13 protein-coding genes are annotated in these 14,745 nt (G+C 74.9%); 6 read left to right on the forward strand and 7 right to left on the reverse strand.

Features of this window, described 5'->3' with window-relative positions; genetic code table 11:
• The 4 genes from ACFYSC_RS29570 to ACFYSC_RS29585 all read right to left on the reverse strand — a co-directional run bounded on the left by ACFYSC_RS29570 (position 1) and on the right by ACFYSC_RS29585 (position 4,154).
• Entirely contained in the window at positions 1-570 is a 570-nt protein-coding gene (locus ACFYSC_RS29570) for a molybdenum cofactor guanylyltransferase (protein WP_389968417.1), read from the reverse strand.
• Positions 567-1,556: a GTP 3',8-cyclase MoaA gene (gene moaA / locus ACFYSC_RS29575; RefSeq protein WP_389968205.1), complete on the reverse strand. Its 990-nt coding sequence runs from the start codon at positions 1,554-1,556 to the stop codon at positions 567-569. The genes ACFYSC_RS29570 and moaA overlap by 4 nt, the downstream gene beginning before the upstream one ends.
• Positions 1,557-1,853: 297 nt before the next feature.
• A complete protein-coding gene (locus ACFYSC_RS29580) occupies positions 1,854-3,041 on the reverse strand; it encodes an RtcB family protein (protein ID WP_389968207.1) in 1,188 nt (395 codons plus the stop codon).
• Between the two features lie 216 nt (positions 3,042-3,257).
• Positions 3,258-4,154: a UbiA family prenyltransferase gene (locus tag ACFYSC_RS29585; protein WP_389968419.1), complete on the reverse strand. Its 897-nt coding sequence runs from the start codon at positions 4,152-4,154 to the stop codon at positions 3,258-3,260.
• Between the two features lie 256 nt (positions 4,155-4,410).
• Between ACFYSC_RS29585 and ACFYSC_RS29590 the strand changes: the two genes are divergently transcribed.
• The 3 genes from ACFYSC_RS29590 to ACFYSC_RS29600 are packed head-to-tail and all read left to right on the forward strand — an operon-like array spanning position 4,411 to position 7,148.
• Positions 4,411-5,574: a type III polyketide synthase gene (locus ACFYSC_RS29590; RefSeq protein ID WP_389968209.1), complete on the forward strand. Its 1,164-nt coding sequence runs from the start codon at positions 4,411-4,413 to the stop codon at positions 5,572-5,574.
• Positions 5,575-5,580: 6 nt separating this feature from the next.
• On the forward strand, positions 5,581-6,138 hold the full coding sequence (locus ACFYSC_RS29595; protein ID WP_389968211.1) for an isoprenylcysteine carboxyl methyltransferase family protein: 558 nt from the start codon (positions 5,581-5,583) through the stop codon (positions 6,136-6,138).
• The gene (locus ACFYSC_RS29600; RefSeq protein WP_389968213.1) at positions 6,135-7,148 is read left to right on the forward strand and encodes an NAD(P)/FAD-dependent oxidoreductase; all 1,014 of its coding nucleotides are present in this window, start codon (positions 6,135-6,137) and stop codon (positions 7,146-7,148) included. The genes ACFYSC_RS29595 and ACFYSC_RS29600 overlap by 4 nt, the downstream gene beginning before the upstream one ends.
• Positions 7,149-7,244: 96 nt before the next feature.
• Here ACFYSC_RS29600 and ACFYSC_RS29605 read toward each other — a convergent pair whose 3' ends face one another.
• Both ACFYSC_RS29605 and ACFYSC_RS29610 read right to left on the reverse strand, forming a co-directional pair.
• Complete coding sequence (locus tag ACFYSC_RS29605) at positions 7,245-8,060, reverse strand: hypothetical protein (RefSeq protein WP_389968215.1); 816 nt, start codon at positions 8,058-8,060, stop codon at positions 7,245-7,247.
• 199 nt (positions 8,061-8,259) lie between these two features.
• Complete coding sequence (locus tag ACFYSC_RS29610) at positions 8,260-10,095, reverse strand: AMP-dependent synthetase/ligase (protein WP_389968217.1); 1,836 nt, start codon at positions 10,093-10,095, stop codon at positions 8,260-8,262.
• Between the two features lie 271 nt (positions 10,096-10,366).
• Here ACFYSC_RS29610 and ACFYSC_RS29615 point away from each other — a divergent pair, with 271 nt between their 5' ends.
• Both ACFYSC_RS29615 and ACFYSC_RS29620 read left to right on the forward strand, forming a co-directional pair.
• A complete protein-coding gene (locus tag ACFYSC_RS29615; RefSeq protein WP_389968219.1) occupies positions 10,367-11,875 on the forward strand; it encodes a peptide MFS transporter in 1,509 nt (502 codons plus the stop codon).
• Positions 11,876-11,915: 40 nt separating this feature from the next.
• Positions 11,916-12,536: a trimeric intracellular cation channel family protein gene (locus ACFYSC_RS29620; RefSeq protein WP_362944126.1), complete on the forward strand. Its 621-nt coding sequence runs from the start codon at positions 11,916-11,918 to the stop codon at positions 12,534-12,536.
• Positions 12,537-12,564: 28 nt separating this feature from the next.
• On the opposite strand, the gene ACFYSC_RS29625 is transcribed toward ACFYSC_RS29620, so the two are convergent.
• Positions 12,565-13,998: a PLP-dependent aminotransferase family protein gene (locus ACFYSC_RS29625; RefSeq protein WP_389968222.1), complete on the reverse strand. Its 1,434-nt coding sequence runs from the start codon at positions 13,996-13,998 to the stop codon at positions 12,565-12,567.
• Between the two features lie 77 nt (positions 13,999-14,075).
• Here ACFYSC_RS29625 and ACFYSC_RS29630 point away from each other — a divergent pair, with 77 nt between their 5' ends.
• Entirely contained in the window at positions 14,076-14,681 is a 606-nt protein-coding gene (locus ACFYSC_RS29630) for a YitT family protein (RefSeq protein ID WP_389968224.1), read from the forward strand.
• The last annotated feature ends 64 nt before the right edge of the window (positions 14,682-14,745 follow it).

Genomic DNA, 14,745 nt, shown 5'->3' on the forward strand with positions numbered 1-14,745 from the left:
TCACTCCTCGTCAGGAACCGGCCCGGTCTCACCCCGGGCGCGTAGCAGATCGTCCATCGTGTCGCAGTCGAACCACGGCGATCCTCCGAGACGGAGCCCGGCGGGCGCCAGGGGGGCGAGGAGCCCGCGCAGGGATCGCCCGTCGTAACGCGCGAGGGCCCGGGTGAGCTCCGCGGTGCGCCAGGCCCCCGCGAGCCACTGCTCCCGGCCCTCGTCGTCGAGGAGCACCGCCCCGGGGTCGGCCGCCTCCAGCAGCGCCCGGACGTGGCCGGCGGTGAGGAACGGCAGGTCGGCGGCGAGCAGCGCGACCAGCGGCGCGGTAACCTCGGCCAGCCCCGCCCGCAGCGCGGGGACCGGTCCGCCGCCGGGCGGGTCCTCCCGCAGGAAGACCGCGCGCGGCAGGCCGGAACGGGGCGGCCCGACGACGACGAGCCGCCCGGCGTCGGCGACGGCCGCGGCGACCGTCTCGATCAGCGGGCGGCCCGCGACGAGCATGCCGGGCTTGTCGCGTCCGCCGAGCCTCCTGGCCTGGCCGCCCGCCAGCACGCACGCGTCGTAGCGCACACTCAGCCGCCGATGGCCGACATCGGCCGGGACGGCTGCAGGAACGCCGGGTCGTCGATGCCGTGGCCCGCCTTCTTTCCGCGGACCGCGGCCGTCCACCGCTCGGCGAGCTCGTCGTCACCGGCGCCGGAGCGCATGGCCGCGCGCAGGTCGGACTCCTCGGTGGCGAACAGGCAGTTGCGGATCTGGCCGTCGGCGGTGAGCCGTACGCGGTCGCAGGCGCCGCAGAACGGCCGGGTGACGGAGCCGATGACCCCGACCCTGGCCGGCCCGCCGTCGACGACGAACAGCTCCGCCGGGGCGCTGCCGCGCTCCACCGGGGAGTCGGGGACCAGGTCGAAGGACTCCTTCAACAATGCGAGGATCTCGTCGGCCGTGATCATGTCGTCCCGGCGCCAGCCGTGCTGGGCGTCCAGCGGCATCTGCTCGATGAACCGCAGCTCGTATCCCCGCTCCAGGCAGTGGCGCAGCAGCGGCACCGCCTCGTGGTCGTTGACGCCGCGCATCAGCACCGCGTTGACCTTGACCGGGCGCAGCCCGGCGGCGTCGGCGGCGGCCAGGCCGTCGAGGACGTCGGCGAGCCGGTCGCGGTGCGCGAGCCGTTTGAAGGTCTCCCGGTCGAGGGTGTCGAGGGAGACGTTCACCCGGTACAGGCCCGCCGCGGCGAGCGGCGCGGCCAGCCGGGCCAGCCCGATGCCGTTGGTGGTCAGGGAGACCTGGGGGGCGGGGTCCAGCGCCGCGGTGCGGGTCACGATGTCGAGGAGCTCGCGGCGGAGCAGCGGCTCACCGCCGGTGTAGCGGACCTCGGTGATGCCGAGGCGCTCCACGCCGATGGTCACCAAGCGGACGATCTCGTCCGCGGTCAGCAGCCCGGCCTTGGGCAGCCAGTCGAGGCCCTCGGGCGGCATGCAGTAGGAGCACCGCAGGTTGCAGCGGTCGGTGAGGGACACCCGCAGGTCCGTCGCCACCCGGCCGAACGAGTCCTGCAACATGGGACGTCACCTCCCTTGTCAGTGCTGACCGGACGGGACCGGTCGGAAACCGGCCCGGTGCGCCCATGAAACCACGTCCGGCCGATGAGGACATCATCGGCCGGATCGCCGGTTCCGCGGGCGGACGCCCATTCTTTCGCACCGCCGCCGGACCGCCATCCCCTGATCGGCCCCGTACCTCCCCTGAAGCCCCGGCCGCCGCCGACCGGCGGCGGCCGTCCCTGGGGGGAGGTCCGGGGGGCGGCCGCGGGAGACGCCCGTCACATCGCCGTCGTCCCCCGGCGCGGACGGGCCGCGTCAGCCCTTGACGCAGACGAGCTGGCGCAGCCGGGCGACGACCTCGACCAGGTCGGACTGCGCGGCCATGACGGACCGGATGTCCTTGTAGGCGCCGGGGATCTCGTCGATCACACCGGTGTCCTTGCGGCACTCCACGCCGTCGGTCTGCGCCTTGAGGTCGGCGAGGGTGAAGGTCCGCTTCGCCTTGCTGCGGCTCATCCGGCGACCGGCACCGTGTGAGGCGGAGTTGAACGCCGCGGCGTTCCCCAGACCCTTCACGATGTAGGTGCCGGTCGCCATCGAGCCGGGGATGATGCCGAGATCGCCGGATCCCGCGCGGATCGCGCCCTTGCGGGTGACGAGCACATCCACGTCGTCGTACCGCTCCTCCGCCACGTAGTTGTGGTGGCAGGAGATCGGCTGCTCGAAGGTGACGCCGGGCAGCTGGCGCCGGAGCACGTCGCAGGCCAGGGCCATCATGACCGTCCGGTTGCGCCGCGCGTAGTCCTGCGCCCAGAACAGGTCGCGGCGGTAGGCGTCCATCTGCGGTGTGCCCCCGACGAACACCGCGAGGTCCCGGTCGGGCAGGTCCTGGTTGTGCGGCAGCGCGCGGGCCCGCCCGATGTGGTGCTCCGCCAGCTCCTTGCCGATGTTGCGTGAGCCGGAGTGCAGCACGACCCAGATCCCGTCCCGGTCGTCGGCGCAGACCTCCAGGAAGTGGTTGCCGCCGCCGAGGGTGCCCATCTGCGCCTCGGCGCGCTCACGCTTCGGGTGGACGGCCGGGGCGAGGCGCTCGAAGTCCTTCCAGAAGCCCTCCCAGCCGGCGGTCCGGACCCCGTGCAGCCTGGACGGGTCGACCGGGGTCTTGTGCAGGCCGAAGCCGACCGGGATCGCCTGCTCCAGCTTCGAGCGCAGGCGGCCGAGGTCGTCGGGGAGGTCCGCGGCCGTGAGGGAGGTCTTCACCGCGGTCATGCCGCAGCCGATGTCCACCCCGACCGCGGCCGGCGAGACGGCGTCCCGCATCGCGATGACCGAGCCGACCGTCGCGCCCTTGCCGTGGTGGACGTCGGGCATCACGGCGACGCCGTGGGTCCAGGGGAGGTTCGCCACGTTGCGCAGCTGCCGCATCACCTCGGGCTCGACCCCGTCGGGGTCTGCCCACATGCGGATCGGGGCCCGCCCGCCGGCCACCTCGTTGTACGCCATCGTCGCATCGCCTCCTTCCGTACGGTCCGCCGATCGCCGCTGATCGCTGTCGATCGCTCCCAATGACGCCAGAACGCCTGGGAAGCCGCAACCGATTAAAGATCCCCGCACCCGCCGCCGGGACCGCGCTCCCGGGGCCGGCCGCGATGAACCGCGAGGTCGCGGGCGGTGTCCGGGAGCCGGAGACGGCGGCCGCGGTCTCCGGGACGGCCGGGGTCAGGCGGCGGTGATCTCGGTGCCGCGGGCCAGCAGTAGGACCACCCCGACCGCCGCCACCGCGATCGCCGTGGCGAACGGGACGCGCGGCGAGCGCCCGCCCAGCAGCGTCCCGGCGCCGGTGAGCGCGACGGCCGCGGCGAGGGCGGCCCAGCCTCCCGCGCCGGGCGGTCCCGGCGGGGCGAGGGCCAGCACCGCCGTGGCCGCCAGCAGCGGCAGCGGGACCAGCACGCGGACGCGGGCCTCGCCCAGCCGCTGCGGCCAGCCGCGGACCCCGGTGGCGAGGTCGCCCGGGATGTCGGGCAGGACGTTCGCCAGGTGCGCGCCGCAGCCGAGCAACGCCGCCGCCAGGACCGCCCACCAGGCGGGCCAGGGGCGGCCCGGCAGCCCGAGGGCCACGAACGCCGGCAGCGAGCCGAACCCCACGGCGTACGGCAGCCACGACAGCGCGGTGGCCTTCACCCCCAGGTCGTAGGCCCAGGCCGCGGCCACGCCGATCAGGTGCGCGGTCCCGGCCGCGGGCCCGGAGGCCAGCGAGAGCGGCACGCACAGCGCCGCGGCGGACGCGGCGGCGGCCCACACCGTCCGCGCGCCCACCGCGCCCTCGGCGACCGGCTTGCCGGTACGGCCGGCGGCGACGTCCCTCCCGGCGTCCACCGCGTCGTTGCACCAGCCGATGGACAGCTGCCCGGCCAGCACCGCGGCGGCCGCCAGGACGCAGCCGGCGGCGTCGCGGCCGCTCGCCACGGCGAGCGCGGCCACCATGGCGGTGACCGCCGCGGTCGGCCCCGGATGGCAGGCCCGCGCCAGCGCCCACGGCACCCGGATCATGCCCGCCGGACCCCGGCGGCCCTCCCGCCCGGCGGGGTGCCCGTGCTCCCGCGAATGCCCGCTCATCGTCACGGACCGATCGTAGAGGGGAAGGTCGCGCGGCCACCCGGCACGGGCCCGCGTCCGGCCGGGCGGATCCCACCGGGCAGGTGCGAGACCAGGCCGTCGCGGGGCGCCGGGCAGGCCCTGGGCCGGGGCGGCGCGTCGCCGCCTGGGGCGGGTGGGACGTCACACTACTGTTAGGGCGGGTGAGGCATGTCACAGACGTAGGTGGGCAAGGAAGCCGGTGACCGCTTTCCTCCGTGCGGGGGGTACCTGCCACATGACGCGAATCGCCGCCGTGCGCGGCGCGCTGCCACCGAACCGCTACTCCCAGGCCGAGATCACCGACGCCGTCGCGCGGATGTGCGGGCTCGAAGGCACCGGCCGGCGGCTGCTGGACCGGCTGCACGGAAGCGCCCGGGTCCGCTCACGGCACCTGGCACTCCCCCTCGACGGGTACGCCAAGCTCGACGGGTTCGGCGCGGCCAACGACGTGTTCGTCGAGACCGCCGTGGACCTGGGCGCCGAGGCCGTCGGCGCGGCGCTGGACGCGGCGGGACTCGAACCCCGCGACGTCGACATGATCATGTTCACCTCGGTGACCGGTGTCGCCGCCCCCTCGGTGGACGCCCGGCTGGCCGGCCGCTTGGGCCTGCGCCCCGACGTCAAGCGGGTGCCCGTGTTCGGGCTCGGCTGCGTGGCGGGGGCCGCCGGGATCGCCCGGGTGCACGACTACCTGCGCGGCTGGCCCGACCACGTGGCCGTGCTGCTGTCGGTGGAGCTGTGCTCGCTGACCCTGCAGCGCGACGACGCGTCTCCGGCCAACCTGGTCGCCGGCGCGCTGTTCGGCGACGGCGCGGCGGCGGTGGTGGCCTGCGGTGACGGGCGGGCCGCCGGAGACGGCGCCGTGGCGCCCGCGGCTGCGGCTGCGGCTGCGGCTGCGGCTGCGGGAGACGGTGCCGGGGGCGGCCGGGGGGCGGCCCCGGCGGGTCGCGGGGCGGACGGCGGGGCGGGCCCGCGGGTGGTGGCGACCCGCAGCCACCTGTATCCCGACTCGGGGCACGTGATGGGCTGGGACGTCCGCGACAGCGGCTTCAAGGTGCTGCTCGACCCGGGCGTGCCCGACGTGGTGCGCGCCTATCTCGCCGACGACGTGCACGGCTTCCTGGCCGACCACGGCCTCGCCTCCTCCGACGTGACGGCGTGGGTGTGCCACCCCGGGGGCCCCAAGGTGCTGGAGGCCGTCTCCGAGGCGCTGGAGCTGCCCGCCGGCGCGCTGGACGTCACCTGGCGTTCGCTGGCCGAGGTGGGCAACCTGTCGTCGTCCTCGGTGCTGCACGTGCTGCGTGACACCATCGCCCTGCGGCCACCGCCGGGCACCCCGGGGCTGCTCATCGCGATGGGCCCCGGCTTCTGCTCGGAACTCGTCCTTCTGCGCTGGTAGGGACCGATGACCTGGGATCTCTCGATGTGGTACCCGCTGCTCGTCCTGCTCGTCGGGGCCGAACGGCTCGCCGAGCTGGTGGTCGCCCGCCGCAACGCCCGCTGGAGCCTGGAGCGGGGCGGGGTGGTGTACGGGCAGGGCCACTACCCGTGGATGGTCGCCCTGCACACCGGGCTGCTCGCCGGGTGCCTGCTGGAGGCCGGGCTGGCGGACCGGCCGTTCGTCCCGGCGCTGGGCTGGCCGATGCTGGCCGTGGTGGTCGCCGCCCAGGCGCTGCGCTGGTGGTGCATCGCGGCGCTGGGCCCGCGCTGGAACACGCAGGTGATCGTGGTGCCGGGCCTGCCGCTGGTGGAGCGGGGCCCGTACCGGCTGTCCTGGCTGCGCCACCCCAACTACGTGGCGGTGGCGGCCGAGGGCGCGGCGCTGCCGCTGGTGCACGGCGCCTGGGTCACCGCGGCCGTCTTCACCGTGCTCAACGCCGCGCTGATGGTGGTGCGGATCCGGTGTGAGGACGCCGCACTGGCCACGGCGGCTCCGCCGGTGCCCGGGCGGGCCCCGGCGTGATCGACGTGCTGGTCGCCGGTGGCGGGCCGGCCGGCCTGGCCACCGCGATCCACGCGACGCTGGCGGGCATGGAGGCGGTCGTGGTCGAGCCCCGCCTCGCGCCGGTGGACAAGGCGTGCGGCGAGGGGCTGATGCCGAGCGGCGTCGCCGCGCTGGGGGCGCTGGGCGTGCGGCCGCCGGGCCGGGCGCTGCGCGGCATCAGCTATCTCGACGGGCGGCACCGGGCGCAGGCGGCGTTCCGCGACGGACCTGGGCTGGGGACGCGGCGCACGGAGCTGCACGCCGCGCTGTCGGCGCGCGCCGCCGAGCTGGGGGTGAAGGTCCTGCCCGGCAGGGTGGAGGAGGTCCGGCAGGACGGCGAGGGGGTCGGGGCCGCCGGGCTGCGCGCCCGCTGGCTGGTGGCCGCCGACGGCCTGCACTCCCCGGTGCGGGCCATGCTGGGGCTGGGCCTGCCCGATCCCGGGCCGCGCCGGTACGGCCTGCGGCGGCACTACCGCGTCGCCCCCTGGAGCGACTTCGTGGAGGTCCACTGGGCCGCCGACGGCGAGGCGTACGTGACGCCGGTGGGCGACGAGCTCGTCGGGGTGGCCGTGCTGAGCTCGCGGCGGCGCGGGTACGCCGAGCACCTGGCGGACTTCCCCGCACTGCTGGAGCGGCTGGACGGCCGGGCCGTGACCCCGGTGCGCGGCGCCGGTCCGCTGCGTCAGCGGGTCCGGGCCCGCGTCGCCGGCCGGGTGCTGCTGGTCGGCGACGCGGCCGGGTACGTCGACGCGCTGACCGGCGAGGGGGTGTCCCTGGCGCTGGCGTCGGCGCGGGTGCTGGTGGGCTGCCTGCGGGCCGGCGTCCCGCAGGCCTACGAGGGCGCCTGGCTGCGGCTGTCGCGGCGGCACCGGCTGCTCACCGGGGCGCTGGTGTCGGCGCGCCGGCACCGGGCGGTGCCGCGGCTGGTGGTCCCGGCGGCGCAGCGGCTGCCGGCCCTGTTCGGCGCGGTCGTGCACGCCCTGGCCTGAGCCGGCGCCGCGTCCGGCGCGGACGGCCGGCCGTACCCGTGCCCGTCTCCGCAGCGGGGCCCGGCGCGTGCCCGTGCCCCGCGGGGGTTCCGGGTGTCACCGGCCGCCGGTCGGGTGGATGACGCTCAGCCGGGCGGCGTGGCCGGACGCCCCGGCGTACCGGATCCGCCAGTCGCCTCCTCCCCCGCGGGCGGCTCCCGGCACCCGGCGGGTGAAGCGTCCCTGCCGGTCGGTGACGGCCGTGGCCGCCGTCGCCCAGCCCTCCCGCCCGTCCTCGCGGTGCAGGATCTCGACGGGCTGGCCGGGGAACGGGGCGTAGTCGAGGTAGCCCTGCGGATCGACCCGGTTCAGCACGCCCGTGACCCTCACGTCCCGGCCCTCCCGGGCCGCCTCGATCGAGCTGAACCGGGTGGCGCGCTTCACTTCGAAGCGGGCGTACCCGGTGGCGGAGGCGCCGCCGGCGCCCCTGGCGGTGGCGATGACCATCCAGGGCCCGGTGGGGTACCAGCGGTTGAGCTGCTTGTCGGGCAGGAACCGCCACGTCTCCCATCCGCCGCCGGTCCTCCGTACGGCGGGCGCCCGGGAGGCGGCGGGACGCGAGAAGACGGCGTGGGCCGGGATCGGCGTCCCCCACTGCTGGAGGGTGGGCGGCAGGGGTTCGGGCCGGAGCACCGGGCCGCCGGCGGGCGGGGTTCCGGGCTCGACCCGGACGGCCACCGCGTCCGGCCCGGCGGCCCCGCGGGCGACCACGTCGATCACCAGGCGCAGGGAGCCGGTCGGGCCGACCACGGGGGTGCCGGGGCGCAGGGTCACGGAACGGATCACCGGCTCCTCCGCGGCGGTGGCGGGCCCCGCCTGCGCGGACAGGGCGGCCCCCGACGCCAGGAGCGGCAGAAGGAGTCTCATTGCCATGCCCAGGACGTTAGGAAACGCCCGGTAACGACCGGGCAGGCGACACACGCCCGGTTGGCAAAACGACGGCTCCCGGCGGAGATCGCGACGCTCCGGCCGGTGGCGGGTGCCGCCCCCGCCGCGCCCGCCGTCCCCGCCGCGCCCGCCGTCCCCGCCGCGCCCGCCGTCCCCGCCGCGCCCGCCGTGCCCGCCGTGCCCGTCAGTCGCGGTACAGCTCGTCGATGACCTCGGCGTACTTGGCGTGCACGACCCGGCGCTTGAGCTTGAGGCTGGGGGTCAGCTCCTCGGTCTCGGCGGTCCACTCGGCCGGCAGCAGCCGCCAGCGCTTGACCTGCTGGACGCGGGCCAGGCGCTCGTTGGCGGCGGCGACGGCGGCCCCGACCTCCGCCAGGACCTCGGGATGCCCGGCCAGGCCGGCGAGGTCGGTGGGCGGGATGCCGCGGCTGTGCGCCCAGCCGGGGGCGACCTCGCCGTCGAGGGTGAGGATCGCCACCGGGTACGGCCTGCCGTCGCCGTAGGCGAGGGCCTGGCCGATCAGCGGGTGCTCCTTGAGGTGGTTCTCGATGTTGGCCGGGGAGATGTTCTCGCCGCCGGCGGTGATGATGAGCTCCTTCTTGCGGTCCACGATGCGGACGAAGCCGTCGTCGTCGATCGTGCCGATGTCGCCGGTGTGCAGCCAGCCGTCCTCGTCGATGAGCTCGGCGGTCGCCTCGGGGCGGTTCAGGTAGCCGCGGGTGTTGGCGGGGCTGCGGGTGAGGATCTCCCCGTCCTCGGCGATGCGGACCTCCACGCCCGGCCCGGCCTGGCCGACCGTGCCGAGTTTGTAGCGGTCCGGGGCGTTGGCGGTGAAGGCGCCCGTCGTCTCGGTCATGCCGTACACGTCCAGCACGCACATGCCGAGGCCGGCGAAGAAGCGCTGGACCTCCAGCGGCATCGGCGCGGCGGCGCTGCCCAGCCAGGCGGCGCCGCCGAGGCCGATCATGGAGCGGATCACCGACAGCAGCCCGGCGTCGGCCCGCTCGTAGGCGGCCCGCACCTCGGGCGAGGGCTTGCCGCCGTACTGCCCGGCCTCCAGGTAGGCGAGCCCGGCGGCCATGGCCTCGCGCACGTCGCGCTGCCGCTCCTCCGGCTGGGAGACCAGCAGCGCCTGCAGGCGGGCCATCATCTTCTCCCACACGCGCGGCACGCCGAAGAACAGCACCGGCGACACCTGGCCGAGGACCGTGCCGAGACGGGTCATGTCGGTGCAGAAGTGGGTGTGGGAGATCTTCAGCAGCGGCAGGTAGAGGCTGAGGACCCGCTCGGCGATGTGCGCGTAGGTGAGGTAGGAGATCTGCGTGCCCCGCTGCGGCAGGTCGGCCATCCGGGTGGTCGCCGCCACCTCGAACAGCACGTTGGCGTGGGTCAGCGGCACGCCCTTGGGGTTCCCGGTGGTCCCGGAGGTGTAGAGCACGGTCAGGACGTCGTCCGGCCGGGCGGCCTCGCAGCGGGCCTCGACGGCGCCCGGGTCGGCGGCGAGCCGCTCGCGGCCCAGGGCCAGGAAGTCGTCCCAGGAGAGGAACCTCCTCCCCGCCGGGGCGTCCTGGAGCACGATGACCTTCTCCAGGGCGGGGAGGCGGTCCAGCACCGGCTCCCACCTGGCCAGTTCCGCGGGGCCGCCCAGCACCGCGATCCTGGCGCCGACGTCGTCGGCGACGAAGGCGACCTGCTCGGGGGTGAAGGTCGCGTAGACCGAGCAGGAGACGCCCCCCGCGTGCACCGTGCCCAGGTCGGCCAGAACGTGCTCGCTGCGGTTGACCATCATCAGCGCGACCGCCTCACCGGGCCGCAGTCCCAGGGCGGCGAGGCCGGCGGCGATCTCCAGGACGCGGCGGCGGGCGTCGCCGTAGGTGAGGGTGACCCAGCCGTCACCGTCCGGGTCGGAGTAGGCGGGGGCGTCGGGATGGTGCTCGGCCGCCTCCCGCAGCAGGTCGCAGACCGTACGGCCGCCGATCTCCCGCTCGATCTCCGCGCGCTCTTCGAGGACACCCGCCATGACGCCTCCGCACCGTGTTCGCAACGTGTTCGCGACGTGTTCACCCGCCCGGTTGGGATGCATCGCACCACACGCCACGGACCTGGGACAAGGCCCAAAAGCGAGAAGCGCCCCGGCCCGGGGCGGGCGGCGCCGCCGGCGCCGCCCACGGAAGCGGAAACCGCTATGACCTGTGCGAACGCCTCGAAACGGGCACCCCCCGCCGGGTCGGGCCACCCCCCTCCGCTACGTAGGGTGGAGTGTCATCACGCGACGAGGCCGGGGGGCTCACATGTCCGCGGAGACCCGCACCGAGGAGAAGACCTTCTTCGGGCATCCACGTGGCCTGGCCACGCTGTTCGGCACCGAGATGTGGGAACGCTTCAGCTGGTACGGCCTGCGCGCCATCCTGGCCACCTTCATGGCCGCCTCCCCCGTCGCCGGGGGCCTGGGGCTGTCGCAGCAGACCGCCACGGCGCTCGTCGGCGTCTACGGCGCGCTGATCTACCTCGTGGCGTTGCCCGGGGGCTGGATCGCCGACCGGGTCCTGGGGGCCCGCCGGGCGGTGCTGTGGGGCGGCTTCATCATCATGTGCGGCCACATCAGCATGGCGATCCCGGTGAGCGGGGGCGTGTTCGTCGCCCTGGGCCTGCTGCTCATCATCACCGGCACCGGGCTGCTGAAGCCGAACATCTCCGCGATGGTCGGCAAGCTGTACCCGGAGGACGACGACGCGCGGCGGGACGCCGGCTTCTCGATCTTCTACCTCGGCATCAACATCGGCGCCTTCGCCGCGCCGCTCATCGTGGGCTGGCTGGCCTCCGGCGACCGCTGGCACCTGGGCTTCAGCGCGGCGGCCGTCGGCATGGCGCTGGGGCTCGCGCAGTACGCGGCGGGCCGCCGCCACCTGCGGGGCGCGGGCGACGCGCCCGGCCACCGGCTGACCCCGCGCGAGCGGCGGCGCTTCACCGCCGTGGCCGGGGGCGCCGTCGCCGCGGCGGCCGTCGCGCTGGCGCTCTGGGCGGTCTCCGGCACGTTCAGCCTGGGCGCGTTCTCACTGGTGGTGACCCTGCTCATCGTCGCCGTGCCGGTGGGCTACTTCGCCTACATCCTGCTGGGCAGCCACAACCTGACCGAGGACGAGCGCTCGGGGATGAAGGCGTACGTCTGGCTGTTCACCGCTGCGGCGATCTTCTGGATGCTCTACGACCTCGCCCCGACCGTGCTGCTGTTCTTCGCCCAGGACCGCACCGACCTGTCGCTGTTCGGCGTCAGGATCACCGCGGCGACCACCCAGGCGTTCAACCCGCTGTTCATCGCGCTCCTCGTCCCCGTCTTCGCGGCGCTCTGGGTCAGGCTGGGCAACCGGGTGACCACCCCGCACAAGTTCGCCATCGCCCTGTTCATGAACGGGCTGAGCTTCGTGGTCATGGCGCTGGCCGCCAAGCTGGCCGAGCAGGGCAGGATCTCGGTGTGGTGGCTGGTGCTGGTCTACCTCGTGCAGGTCTTCGGCGAGCTGGCGCTGAGCCCGATCGGCCTGTCGATCACCAGCAGGCTGGCCCCCGCGGCGTTCAAGGGCCAGATGCTGGGGGTGTGGTTCATCGCCATCGCGGTGGGCGACGCGGTGGGCGGGCAGACCGCGCGGCTGCGCGACTACGTGTCGGAGCCCATGTACTTCCTCACGCTGGCGCTGATCGCGCTCGCCGCCGGGGCGCTGATGTTCGCGTTCGTCCCCCGGCTCAACCGGCTGATGCGGGAGCATCACGGGGAGGGGGCGGCGGCCGGCTCACCGTCCGCCTGAAACGGTGACCACATATATCCGGTCATGGGATGATTAGACGGTGATTCACGCCCTCGATCTCATCGGGATCTTCGTCTTCGCGCTCTCCGGGGCGCTGGTCGGCGTCCGGCGGCGGCTGGACGTGGTCGGCATGACCGTGCTGGCGGAGATGACCGCCCTCGGCGGCGGGATCCTGCGCGACCTGATCCTCAACGTGCGGCCCGCGGCCTTCTCCAGCACCGGCTACGTGGTCGTGCCGGCCGTGGCCGCGGCGATCGTGTTCTTCTGGCATCCCCAGGTGGAGCGGGTCATGCCCGCGGTGGACGTGCTCGACGCGGCGGGGCTGGGCCTGTTCTGCGCGGTCGGCACCGAGAAGGCGATGAACTACGGCCTCAGCCCGCTGCACGGCGCCCTGCTCGGCGTCACCACCGCGGTCGGCGGCGGCATCCTGCGCGACGTGCTGGCCGGGCAGATCCCCCTCCTGCTGTACGACCGCCAGCTGTACGCGGTGCCGGCCATGCTCGGCTCCGCGGTCATGGCCGCGCTCTACACCCTCGACCTGCACGGCTGGCCGGCCACGCTGGCCGCGGCGGTGCTGGCCTTCGGGCTGCGCATCGCCGCCATGAAGCTGCGGCTGCGCGCGCCGCTGGCCCGGGGCGTGGCCTCCGACCAGGGCCCCTGATCCCGCACCCGATCCGGTTCGGGGCGGCTCAGAGGACCGGGGTGAGCGGCTCGGCGGGGCGGGCGCCGTACGGGCCCCTGACCCTGGCCTCGGCGATGCGCGCCACCGCCTGGGTGAGGACCGCGGGCGGCTGGGTGAACGGCAGGCGCAGCCGGCCCTCCAGCGCGCCGTTCATCCCGAACCAGGGGCCCGGGGCGAGCCGCACGCCGTGGCAGGCCGCCGCGTCGGCGAGCGCGACGGCCGACGGGCCGGGCAGCCGTGCCCACAGCGCGCCGCCGCCTGCGGGCACGGTGAAGGTCAGGTCGGGCAGGTGCTCGGCCAGCGCGGCGACCAGGGCCGCGCGGGAGGCGCCGAGGGTCCGGCGGCGATCCGCCCTGGTCTCCTCGATCCTGCCGAACAGCTCGGTCACCACGAGCTGCTCGAACACCGGGCTGGCGATGTCCACGGCGGCGCGCAGCACGGCCAGGCGGCGCACCATGGCGGCGGTCGCGCGGATCCACCCGATCCGCAGGCCGCCCCACCACAGCTTGGACGCCGACCCGATGCTGATCACCCGCCCGTCGGTGTCGAAGGCGGCCAGCGGGACCGTGCGGGGCACCTCGTCGATGGCCAGTTCGCTCCAGGTCTCGTCCACGATGAGGACGGTGTCGTGCCTCCTGGCCGCGCCGACCAGGCCGGCCCGGACGGAGTCGTCCATCAGGTGGCCGGTCGGGTTCTGGAAGTCGGGGATCACGTAGGCCAGGCGGGCGGCCGACTGGCGCAGCGCGGAGGTGAGCAGGTCGAGGTGCCAGCCGTCGTCGGGGACGCCGACCGGGACGATCCGCGCGCCACGCGCCCTGGCGGCGTCGATCGCGTGCGGGTAGGTCGGCGACTCCAGCAGCATCGGATCGCCCGGCGCCAGCAGCATCGCCATCACCAGGTGGATCGCCTGCTGGGCACCGGTGGTGACGAGGATCTGCTCGGGCCGGGTGGCCAGCCCCCGATGGGTGTAGCGGGCCGCGACCGCCTCGCGCAGCGGGGTGATCCCGGGGGGCTCGTAGCCCGTGCCGAGCATGCGGCACGGATAGCGCTCGGCGGCGGCCGCGACGGCCTCGGGCAATATCGGGGGGGCCGGCGGCGCGGCGATGTGCAGCGGCAGCAGGCCGTCCTCCTGGGAGGCGATCCAGGGGTTGTCGGGACCCATCTCGGAGGGGCGCGGCAGCGCCGTCCAGCTTCCCGCGCCCTGCCTGCTGTCCAGGTAGCCCTGCTCGCGCAGGCGGTCGTAGGCCGCGGTCACGGTGGTGCGGCTGACGCCCAGCTCCTGGGCGAGGTGGCGTTCGGCCGGGAGGCGGACCCGCACGGGGAGCCGCCCGTCGAGGATCAGCGCCCGCACGGTCTCGGCCAGCGCCCGGTAGTACGGCCGGGCTCCGGGGTCGAGCGCCACCAGGCGGGCCAGCTGCGGGCCGCTCAGATACCGGTTCACGCATGCCACTGTAAGGCCATTTATCGATGATTGGCCCTTTTGCCGTGGATCAGTGGCCTTGAAGAATGAAGGCCATTATGAGTGAAGCATCCATCTCATCCCTGGGCTCCCTGCCGAACCGCCTCCTGCGTCTGTACGCGGGGCTCGCGCTGTACGGCGCCGGCATCGCCCTGCAGATCGAGTCGAGCCTCGGCGGAAGCCCCTGGGACGTCTTCCACCAGGGCCTCGCCGTCCACATGGGCCTCTCGGTCGGCACGTGGATCATCATCGTGGGCGCCCTGGTCATGCTGCTGTGGATCCCGCTGCGGCAGAGGCCCGGGATCGGCACCATCAGCAACGTCATCCTCGTCGGCGTGTTCGCCGACGCGGTCATGTGGCTGGTCCCCTCGCCCGGCCCGCTGGCCGCGCGCTGGGCCTGCCTGCTGACCGGGGTCGTCGTCACCGCCGCGGCGACCGGCCTGTACATCGGCGCCGGCCTCGGCCCCGGCCCGCGCGACGGGCTGATGACCGGCCTGAACCGGCTCGGCCTGAGCATCCGGGTGGCCCGCACCCTCGTCGAGATCACGGTGCTGGCCGCGGGCTGGCTGCTCGGCGGCGTCGTGGGCGTCGGCACCGTGGTGTTCGCCCTGGCCATCGGGCCCCTGACGCAGTTCTTCATGCCGTTCATGCGGCCGCGCGGCTGATCCGCCGCGGCCGGGGTTCAACCTGCTCTCGAATAAGTGTCCATGAGTGTCCTTTGGATGCGAT

It is taken from the genome of Streptosporangium sp. NPDC004379 (genome assembly GCF_042873875.1).
Taxonomy (GTDB): Bacteria; Actinomycetota; Actinomycetes; order Streptosporangiales; family Streptosporangiaceae; genus Streptosporangium.